Source organism: Vibrio jasicida CAIM 1864 = LMG 25398 (assembly GCF_000400365.1).
GTDB lineage: Bacteria > Pseudomonadota > Gammaproteobacteria > Enterobacterales > Vibrionaceae > Vibrio > Vibrio jasicida.
The window spans coordinates 199,625-209,009 of record NZ_BAOG01000053.1 but is presented as its reverse complement, the minus strand read 5'-3'; the positions used below and the strand labels follow the sequence as shown (position 1 = coordinate 209,009).

Genomic DNA, 9,385 nt, shown 5'->3' with positions numbered 1-9,385 from the left:
ATGGTCCCTCTGACCTTGTGGCCGTACAGCGAACGCCCTACAAAAAATAATGATTTTCTGGCGGCCACCCTACTCTTTTTCATCCTTAATCATCCCAACTTACTTTTCATCATCGGCATCCATCGCCGTCAATCTTGCGCCTTGAAGAACCAATGCGGTCAGCGTGCGGACTTCTGCTGCAAGCTCATCATTCCAAGCCGACCAAATACGCGAAATATACGCATTATTTCCTTCGCCTGGGCTCATGTAACCATCATTAAATGCGTCCGCCATTTTCTTCAGCGATTTCTCTTCGTCATCAGCCCAGTGGCCACGACTAAAGCCCGCCTCGACACACGCCAGTGCTGTTTTCGGGAAATATGGTAATGGCTTGGTCATGCCTTCAAAAAACAGACGTACTAATTCAGCAAGTAGTTGTTTCGCTTGCGCAGCGTCTGCCATTGCTGGGTAAACTAAATGCACCGCACCTTCCTTGCGGTCATAACCGATAACGTGGGTCTTTCTAGCGTGACCAGAGGCAGACATAGCAAGATGATCGATCCATGCAGCAAGGTAATCCTGCGCACGAATTTTACCACTGCGGTAGCGAATCAACCCAGATTGATAGCATTGAGTTAGCCAACCGGTTAGACGGATATTCTTTCCTTCACCAAGTACATCGAAGGTCAGGTCGATTTCTAAATCGTCTTGCGGCGCACCGGATAAAAACGCCAACTTATCCACCAGCTCTTCCGCTTGCACGCGATTGGTTTCAAACTCGATATCACCAAATGCGCCAACCGGTAATTTGCCCTGTGCGCGTTGCTCACTCATAAAGTGCTTGAGTACGTCTGCTTTTGCGGACGGTTGATTAATGGCGGTTTCGAGCAAGGTTTCTAGTAACTCATCGCGCATTTGATAGCTTTCTAAGCCGCCTAATATAAAGGGCTCATCGTCTTCCATCACAGGCAATGGCGGCTCGAACATCACTTTCAAACGGCGGTTAAAGAAATACTGAACTGGTAAACGCCAGAAGCGTTGTAATTCCACCAAGTCCAACTCGATTGGGAAGGTTGCGCCAAGCAAGTAATCATCCAATGCGCGGTTAAACTCGCCACGCGCATGACCTTGCGATTGATTGCTTTGGGTCAACGCGGCCGGAATCCACTCTTTGGCATAGCTTGAATGAGAACCTTGAAATGCACTTGGGCTAAATGGCACCATGGCATGCACGTTCACTAACTCGTTGAGTAGTTTATCTCCGGAGTCATCGACAGACTGGTCTTGATCGCCATCTAGGCAGTAGTTCTGATGGCAATATTCCATCAACTCCGACACCAGCACAGACGGCACGCGCTCAGTGTTGTCTTGGATAGAACGTCCAACGTAACTGATGTACAAACTTTGCTGTGCAGACAGCACGGCTTCTAAGAATAGGTAACGGTCATCGTCTCGGCGTGAACGGTCACCCGGTTTAGTGCGCCCTGTCATTAAGTCAAAACCTTCTGGTGGCATTGATCGCGGGTAAACACCATCGTTCATACCAAGTAGACACACGGTTCTAAATGGGATCGAGCGCATCGGCATCAGAGTACAGAAGTTCACTTGTCCGGCAAGGAAGCGCTGGCTGACCCGCGTTCCTGACAGCTTGTTTTGTAGATACTGGCTAACAATAGAAGGCGACAAGGCATCATCAAATGCCGCATCGGTTAGCTGTTCTTTCAATTGACTTAAGGTATCTCGAATGGACTTGAGCGCCATTTCCCCTTCTAGCTCAACGGAGAAGAAGTCATCCAACATCGCCACCAAGGTTTCACGCCATGCATCAATCGACTGAACATGGGAAAGTTTGCGGCGATATTGGCTAATTTGTTGAATAAAATGGGCTAACTTACCAGCAAGCTCTGCGCCCATGCCTTGCACTTCATTGTAGGGCGAGAGGCTACCTTCTTGCGCTTCAAACAAACCGGCAGATTCTGGCATCGCGTAACCTAACAACATACGCTGGATACCAAATTGCCATGTATTTTGGCGCGTTTCTGGCAGTTCAAATTCGCTGCCGGTATGGCTATCTAGCCCCCAGCGAATGCCAGATTCTTCCACCCATTGTTTGGCTTGAAGGAAATCATCTTCGCTGAGATCGAATCGCTTCAAAATCGCCGGCGTTTCTAACAGCTCAAGTAATTCAGAAGCCAAGCAACGTGTATTCGGTAAATTAACAAGTTGCATGAAAGCCGCCAAAATTGGGCTTTCTTGATCGGCCGTTCGGTCTGAAATCGAGTAAGGAATAAATCGCTCACCCGGCGCATTGCCGAACACCGCCTGAATCGCAGGGCTGTAGGCATTGATGTCTGCCACCATGACAATAATATCGCGCGGTTTCAGTGTCGGATCGGCATCGAACATCGCCAGAAGCTGATCGTGTAGCACTTCCACTTCTCGCATTGGGCTGTGGCAAGAGTGCAAGCTCACGGATTTATCACCCAAACTCACCACTTGTTTGTGCTGGCTGCTGTCGATTTGCTCGTCGTCTTGGTGTTCTTCTAAATTAAGAATGTCGGCTTGAAGTTGATGGAGCAGACTGTCTCGCTCGACATCAACAAAAGCTTCTATCTCATGGGATTCAAGCTGCGACAACAGATACATGTTATCGCGTCCAAGTTTGCCCATCGAAGCCAACAAACTGTTACCCACCACATCGGTATGCAGCTCATCCACCACGTTTTCTTCTAGTGAACCTTTTAACTGCTCAGTCTCACCTTGCACTTCAGAATGGTCTTCTTGCCACACCACGTGCTGACGATGTTTTGCTGCTAAGCGAGCTAGGAATTTACGGTCGCGTACTTCACCCCAATAATAACGGCAGGGGTTAGTAAACATTAGATGGACATCAATGTGTTCACCAATGGCTTTTAGCGCATCCATGTAACGTGGTGGCAGTGAAGAGATACCAAACACAAACAAACGCTTCGGCAGATGATCAAAATTGCCGTTGAAGTTTTCTAGCGTATCAATGAAGTGTTCGTACAAATTGGCACGATGATAAGGCGATTGTCCAAGAGTAACCGTGTGATCGTACAATGCCTGCCACAAAACCGGCTGCCATGGGTGTTCGTCTTCAAGCTCAGGCACCGTTTGTCCGGCTTCCCAGCTTGCAATCCATTCTGGGCGGTACACCAAATAGCCATCAAAGATATCGGCAATTTTCTCTGCCAATTGATACAACTTGGAGTTGTCACTGTCGTCTTGAAGATAACGTGCCAAAGGTTCGAATGACGCTTCGTTCAACAAACCCGGAAGCAAGTGCATCAGCTTCCACGTCATGGCTTCTTTGTTGAAGGCACTGCGTTTTGGCACATCAGCCAATACTTGGGTGAACATGTCCCAAATGAAAGTCGCTGGCAGCGGAAACTCTAGGTTTGCCGCAACACCAAACTCTTTCGCCAATTCCATTTTTAACCACTGAGACATACCTGGGCTCTGCACCAGAATTTGCTCTTTTTCGAATGGGTTTTCTAATGGGTTGATGCGAATCAATTCAACAAGAAGTGATTTGAGAACATCGACCTGATTGGAGTGATAGACAGTAAACAAAGTAAGTGCACCGAATGCCAATGGAAACTGCTAGCAAGCTTAGCACAGCCGCATTTATTCCTAGAGCGATCTCGATAGCTTAAATAACAAAAGGTTAGAGATTAGACAAAGTTTGAACAAGTAATCAACTGGCTGTAGACAATGACTTCCCTTCCTCACTGAGTACTCAAGGTAGATATATAAAATACAGCGGAGTTGGAAGGAAGGGATAGCTCACACCAGTGTATCCCCCCTAGCGAGCATATTGATGAAGTAAATGTTGCCTTAACACAGACACACTCGACAATATCACCCTCCTTTGGAACAAATGAGGGTGATAGTTCTTTGAACTGTAGCCGACAGGAAGCCCAGTTTTGTCATCAACTAACCAAGAGCCTGCTGGGTGACACTTATCCAATTTATAGATAAGTGACCAAACGCTGACACCTAGGATTTCAGCGACCGCTTTATTACTGGCTCTAAAATGGTTGTCGTTTAAGTAGTGTAAGATTTCTTCGAGAGAATACTGCATGCTGATACCGTGTCTGAGCATGTTATTTGCGCAGCAATCGGAACACAAAAAGCAAAATGACAGCGCCGATGGTCGCAGTAATAATCCCCTCAACGCTCAACACACCTACAGCACCAAAACCAAACATTGAACCTACGTAGCCACCGACAAATGCACCGAGCACACCAAGAATGATGGTTGCTAGCCAACTATTTGAAGTTCTCGTCGGCAATATCCATTGAGCCAATACACCAGCAACTAACCCTAAAACCGCCCAAGCAATGATAGCCATGTAAAAATCCTTCCTATTGAGAAAGTTAACATTCTAGAAAGTTATATTTTTTATACATTAGCACTCGGTAATTTATACATTTGCGAGTGCCTAAGTCAGCCAAAGGTTATGACTTTGAGTAGGCATAGTGAAGAGAGGTAAATTTCGAATTGCCATTTTCTGCATGAGAACTCTCGCTACAATGGCTGCGGTTACTAAAGTTTGATGTATTAAAATTGTATCTAATTTTCCGCCACCCTTTTGGGGTGGCATTTTTTTATCTGCAGATTGGCTTTAGATCCCACCCTACCGATACAAAAAAAGCCTCTTGGCGAGAGAGACCAAGAGACTTTGCTTTACGAGTAAGACTTATGCGTGATGTGTCGTCATCAAGCGTGGTTGGATTAGTAAGTTATTGATGTATTGCAAACCTACGTAAATCACCACAATCGTTGCCACAATCAATTCGATACCTGCTAGACCGCGAACTTGTTGTACATAGTGCGCTGCTAGACCATTTGCTTCCATCCAATTTGCTGTTTTGAATAGAGCCGTTGCACCAATCACCATTGGGAAAGTAAACGCTGCATAACCTGGGCTAAATGGCAGTCTTAGTAATTTAAAGAAGGCTAAGTAGATGATGGCAGTCATCAATACTGCGATACCAAACAACAGAGCAATAATCACTGGTGAAGGTGTTGTCGTTACGGTTAAGTAACCCGCTAACGATAGGCTTGCTGGTGCCGCCATGATTGCCATGGTTGGTTTTGCTGCATCTGGAATTTCATGAGTGAACATGAAACGGTAGATCATCATTGGCAACATCACCGCGTAAGCCACCATACCGAAGATCAACGCACCGTGTGCAATAGGTGCAAGCACTGGGTTACCTGAGAAAGACACGTCTGCAACGATAATACCCACTGGTGGTACGAACCAGCTTGGCACCATGTGGTGTAGTTCGAAGTCTTTCGCGCGGTGGTACAAGAAGCTCACTAGGAACACAATATGTAGAGCTACCGCCACTAACCAAAGCACGTCACCTGCAACAGGGAAAAAGTGCCCTAGAGAATTTGAAGCCACCATGGTTCCCATCGCGAAAGTTGGAACGACACTACCCACCACAGGGTGCGCAAGATCTTGTCTCAACAAATGATTGTGAAAAAGAAATTTAGTCGCCAAGATTGCTAGCAGTACGCTTGCAATACCTGCGCTAATCCACTGTCCATAGCCATGTAATTCGGCGAAGTTTTCCCAACTCCAACCTAAGCTCGCAATACCAAGAGCCAGACCCGCCATTGGGGTTGGTGCTCCCATTACTTTTGCTTTTGTTCTTTGAATCATTACGACCTCAAAATCTAGGCTAACTTTCTATGGGGTGTATATTACTCTTGCACTTCGTTCCAATATATCTAATTATTTAAAACTAACGTTCAGATAAACTTAACGGAATATCATGCCTAGTCATATCTCTCTTAAACAACTGAAAGTTTTTACTACGATCACTCAACACAAAACGCTAACTGCGGCTTCTGAAAGCCTGTTTCTTTCTAAGGCGGCCGTGAGTATGGCGCTGTCTGAGTTAGAGAAACAAATTGGTCATCACCTATTTGATCGGGTGAACAACCGCTTAATTCTCAACCAAGAAGGACAAAAACTTTTGCCCCTCGCGGATGAACTCCTCAACCGAGCTCGGGATATTGAGAGTGTGTTCGATGGCGACCAAACCTTATCAGGGCTGCTTCGCATCGGTGCCAGTGACACCATCGGCAACCAAGTTGCACCTTACCTGTTAAGTGATTTTCGTGATGAAACGAATCACCAGTCGCAGAGTTTATTCATCTCTAACTCTGCCCAGATTTGTGACATGTTGATCGCGTACGAACTCGACATCGCGCTCATCGAGGGCAAGACCATACACCCAGAGTTGGAATCAACGCAATTCAGTGAAGACGAAATGTGTGTGATTTGTCCGCCGGACTACCCTAACTTCGATGAAGGACCTATCAGCCTAAACGAGCTCGAAGACACGGAATGGATTCTGCGTGAGGCGGGTTCTGGCTCTCGAGAGTTCTTTATGCGCGCCATCGCTCCGCGTCTAGAACACTGGCATGAGGCTTTTCAGCTAAACACCACCGAAGCGCTGATCAATTCGGTATCTGCCGGACTTGGCCTAGGTTGTTTATCACGCCTATCTGCTGAACCTGCAATTCGCGATGGTCGTGTGAAAATGCTCAACATGCCACTGGACATGAAGCGTCGCTTCTGGCTTTTGATCCACAAAGAGAAGTATCAAAACCCGCTCCTGCGTACATTCATTGAATTCTGCCAAGATTGGGAGCGACCAGAGAACCCACATCTTAAAGATGGCTAGTTCGAGATGGGTCGTTCACGGGAGATAGTTCAATGCAGATAGTTCAAATGCTGGTCACTTAGTTGTACACGGCTCTCATTCTGAGGCTTGTCGCTAGACTTAACTGGTCAAAAACTGTATAAAAAGCCAGTATAAAATTTAACAAATTAACTTAGAGGACCAACCATGGCTGTAATCGTCAAGTACGTGGTAGAACGCAATGGAGAAGAGAAAATGACTTTTACCTCTAAAGCGGAAGCTGACGCATACGACAAAATGCTGGATATGGCGGACGAGTTATTCTCACTGCTAAGTAAGAGTGAACTTCTAGAAGACGAAGGTAAGCAAGAAGATCTTGCAATGTACCTTGCGCAAAACAAAGAAGAAGTGCTTTACGCTCTAGGTGCAAAACGTAAACCTGCACCAAAAAAAGCAAAGAAGCTTGAAGCTGTTGAAGAAGATAGCGAGCAAGAAGACGCTGCATAAGCCTCTCACTTGTTTAGAAAAAACGTCACATAATGCGGCGTTTTTTTATGCGTTGCATTTATCGCTATATATCTCTGAGAATATAAAGAACCGATTTAATATCCCAAATTGCTCTAAATTTCATGTTGCAGATTAGTGTGACTTAGATCTAATCTAAATGGGCACGGTGATGGGGTGCCACCGGAATCGAAAGATTCGAACCGCTTTAAAGCTAATGACTCCTACAGAAACGAAAACAGGTCAGCCCTGTTGGAAATGCTTTCACCTATATTGTGAAAGCAAGAGTTCTGTAGTGAGCAATTCAACTCTTCTCCAACCCCGCTCCTGTTTTCTCAAAAATTAAAAAGATATCCAAAATAGTTGTTAACTCAACAAGGCGACAAACGCGTGAGCCTCCTGAACATAGTTTTTCTATCTGATGGAGCGAATAAGAGCAGTCAACGCCGTTGAGTCTGACCAATATGCCGGATATCGTACACTGGGAAAACATTATGCAATACTCACACGAAATCCAATCAATGTGCCCGATTCAACGCGGCGATCTTCATGCATCTGCACCGATCCCTGTTGAAGGCGCAATGATCAATCCAAAAGACGTTATCGCGATTTCTGGTCTTAGCCACGGTGTTGGTGCTTGTGCTCCTCAACAAGGCGCAGCAAAACTGACCCTTAACGTCAAAAACGGCATCATCGAAGAAGCTTTGATCGAAACGATCGGCTGTTCAGGCATGACTCAATCAGCCGCGATGGCCGCAGAAATCCTAACTGGCAAAACCATTCTTGAAGCACTGAATACCGATTTGGTATGTGATGCTATCAACGTCGCGATGCGCGAAATCTTCCTTCAATTTGTCTACGGTCGTACTCAATCTGCTTTCTCTGAAGGCGGCTTGGAAATTGGTGCGGCACTGGAAGACCTTGGTCAAACTCAACGTAGCCAAGTGGGTACTAGTTACTCAACTAAAGCAAAAGGCGTGCGTTACATGGAGTTAGCTGAAGGCTACGTAACAAAACTCGCGCTAGACGAAAACAAAGAAGTGATTGGTTACCAATATCTCAACCTAGGCAAGATGATGAAAGCCATCAACGAAGGCGTATCTGCTGCAGAAGCCGCAGACAAAGCAACGGGGACTTACGGTCGTTTTGACGAAGCCGTAACTACTATTAACCCACGCCAACAATAATTGCCACCTAGAGGAAAGAGATTATGAACACTCCAATTACTGAATCTGTACGTCGCACATTAGACGAAATGCAACTTTCTTCTCTGGAAGAGGCTTATCAATACTGTATGGATCGTGATATCGACCCTAAAGCGCTGGTGATGGACACTCAACCTATCGCGTTTGAAAGCGCTGCAGATGCCTACACACTGGGCACTGCTTTGGCGATTTTCCGCGGTGCAAAAACAGCGGAAGAAGCTGCAAACATCATCGGTGAAGGCCTTCAAGCCTGCACAAAACCAGGCAGCGTGGCAGAGCAACGCCAAGTGGGTATCGGTCACGGTGAATTGGCGGCTCGTCTATTGAATGAAGAAAGTGGCTGTTTCGCTTTCCTTGCGGGCCATGAGTCATTCGCAGCGGCAGAGGGCGCAATCAAAATCGCACTGAACGTGAACAAATCACGCAAAAATCCGTTGAAAGTGATCCTAAATGGTTTGGGTAAAGACGCCGCTTACCTAATCTCACGCATCAATGGTTTCACTTACGTACGTACTCAATACAACTACCAAACTGGTGAGTTAGTGGAAATAGAACGTCGCCGTTTCTCCCAAGGTCCACGTGGTGAGATCCTTTGCTACGGTGCAGACGATGTACGTGAAGGCGTGGCTATCATGCATAAAGAACAAGTGGATGTGAGCATCACAGGTAACTCAACCAACCCGACTCGCTTCCAACACCCTGTAGCAGGTATCTACAAAGCGGAACGTAACCGTGAAGGCATGCCTTACTTCTCTGTGGCATCAGGTGGTGGTACTGGTCGTACTCTACACCCAGATAATGTGGCGGCAGGTCCTGCATCCTACGGTATGACCGATACCATGGGTCGCATGCACGCCGATGCGCAATTCGCGGGTAGCTCTTCAGTACCAGCACACGTAGCGATGATGGGCTTCATCGGTATGGGCAACAATCCAATGGTAGGTGCAACGGTTGCACTTGCAGTAGAGGTCGGTGAGCTAAGCCTCTAAGTCGATTTATCGCTTTACTAT

Annotated in this window: 8 protein-coding genes and 1 riboswitch; of the genes, 4 read left to right on the top strand and 4 right to left on the bottom strand. The window is 46.5% G+C overall.

Annotated features, from left to right (window positions below; genetic code table 11):
• Positions 1–99 precede the first annotated feature (99 nt).
• From recC to VJL_RS15125, 4 genes are all read right to left on the bottom strand, one after another.
• Positions 100–3,573, bottom strand: coding sequence for an exodeoxyribonuclease V subunit gamma (recC, locus tag VJL_RS15135; RefSeq protein ID WP_038879242.1), 3,474 nt, complete (start codon positions 3,571–3,573; stop codon positions 100–102).
• A 232-nt stretch (positions 3,574–3,805) separates the two neighbouring features.
• Positions 3,806–4,084, bottom strand: coding sequence for a hypothetical protein (locus VJL_RS29075; protein WP_146075866.1), 279 nt, complete (start codon positions 4,082–4,084; stop codon positions 3,806–3,808).
• Between the two features lie 22 nt (positions 4,085–4,106).
• Positions 4,107–4,355 (bottom strand): GlsB/YeaQ/YmgE family stress response membrane protein, encoded by a 249-nt coding sequence (locus VJL_RS15130; protein WP_005436595.1) that lies wholly within the window; start codon positions 4,353–4,355, stop codon positions 4,107–4,109.
• Positions 4,356–4,703: 348 nt separating this feature from the next.
• Positions 4,704–5,678, bottom strand: a complete 975-nt coding sequence (locus tag VJL_RS15125; protein ID WP_038879083.1) for a TDT family transporter — start codon at positions 5,676–5,678, stop codon at positions 4,704–4,706.
• A gap of 112 nt (positions 5,679–5,790) precedes the next feature.
• Here VJL_RS15125 and VJL_RS15120 point away from each other — a divergent pair, with 112 nt between their 5' ends.
• The 4 genes from VJL_RS15120 (at position 5,791) to VJL_RS15105 (ending at position 9,364) form a co-directional block, all read left to right on the top strand.
• Positions 5,791–6,708 carry a LysR family transcriptional regulator gene (locus VJL_RS15120; RefSeq protein WP_005427361.1) on the top strand — a complete coding sequence of 306 codons (918 nt, stop codon included), beginning with the start codon at positions 5,791–5,793 and terminating at the stop codon, positions 6,706–6,708.
• A 165-nt stretch (positions 6,709–6,873) separates the two neighbouring features.
• Positions 6,874–7,173 (top strand): YebG family protein, encoded by a 300-nt coding sequence (locus VJL_RS15115; RefSeq protein WP_038879081.1) that lies wholly within the window; start codon positions 6,874–6,876, stop codon positions 7,171–7,173.
• A gap of 156 nt (positions 7,174–7,329) precedes the next feature.
• Positions 7,330–7,404, top strand: a riboswitch (Fluoride riboswitch).
• Between the two features lie 260 nt (positions 7,405–7,664).
• The gene (locus VJL_RS15110) at positions 7,665–8,357 is read left to right on the top strand and encodes an iron-sulfur cluster assembly scaffold protein (protein WP_005386501.1); all 693 of its coding nucleotides are present in this window, start codon (positions 7,665–7,667) and stop codon (positions 8,355–8,357) included.
• A 23-nt stretch (positions 8,358–8,380) separates the two neighbouring features.
• Entirely contained in the window at positions 8,381–9,364 is a 984-nt protein-coding gene (locus VJL_RS15105) for a GGGtGRT protein (protein ID WP_038879079.1), read from the top strand.
• Positions 9,365–9,385: the final 21 nt, after the last annotated feature.

What these genes read in the sequence shown, in the direction of transcription:
- VJL_RS29075 (WP_146075866.1), bottom strand. Translation starts at nt 4,084, where the DNA reads ATGCAGTATTCTCTCGAAGAAATCTTACACTACTTAAACGACAACCAT.
- VJL_RS15105 (WP_038879079.1), top strand. Translation starts at nt 8,381, where the DNA reads ATGAACACTCCAATTACTGAATCTGTACGTCGCACATTAGACGAAATG.
- VJL_RS15110 (WP_005386501.1), top strand. Translation starts at nt 7,665, where the DNA reads ATGCAATACTCACACGAAATCCAATCAATGTGCCCGATTCAACGCGGC.
- VJL_RS15130 (WP_005436595.1), bottom strand. Translation starts at nt 4,355, where the DNA reads ATGGCTATCATTGCTTGGGCGGTTTTAGGGTTAGTTGCTGGTGTATTG.
- VJL_RS15115 (WP_038879081.1), top strand. Translation starts at nt 6,874, where the DNA reads ATGGCTGTAATCGTCAAGTACGTGGTAGAACGCAATGGAGAAGAGAAA.
- VJL_RS15125 (WP_038879083.1), bottom strand. Translation starts at nt 5,678, where the DNA reads ATGATTCAAAGAACAAAAGCAAAAGTAATGGGAGCACCAACCCCAATG.
- VJL_RS15120 (WP_005427361.1), top strand. Translation starts at nt 5,791, where the DNA reads ATGCCTAGTCATATCTCTCTTAAACAACTGAAAGTTTTTACTACGATC.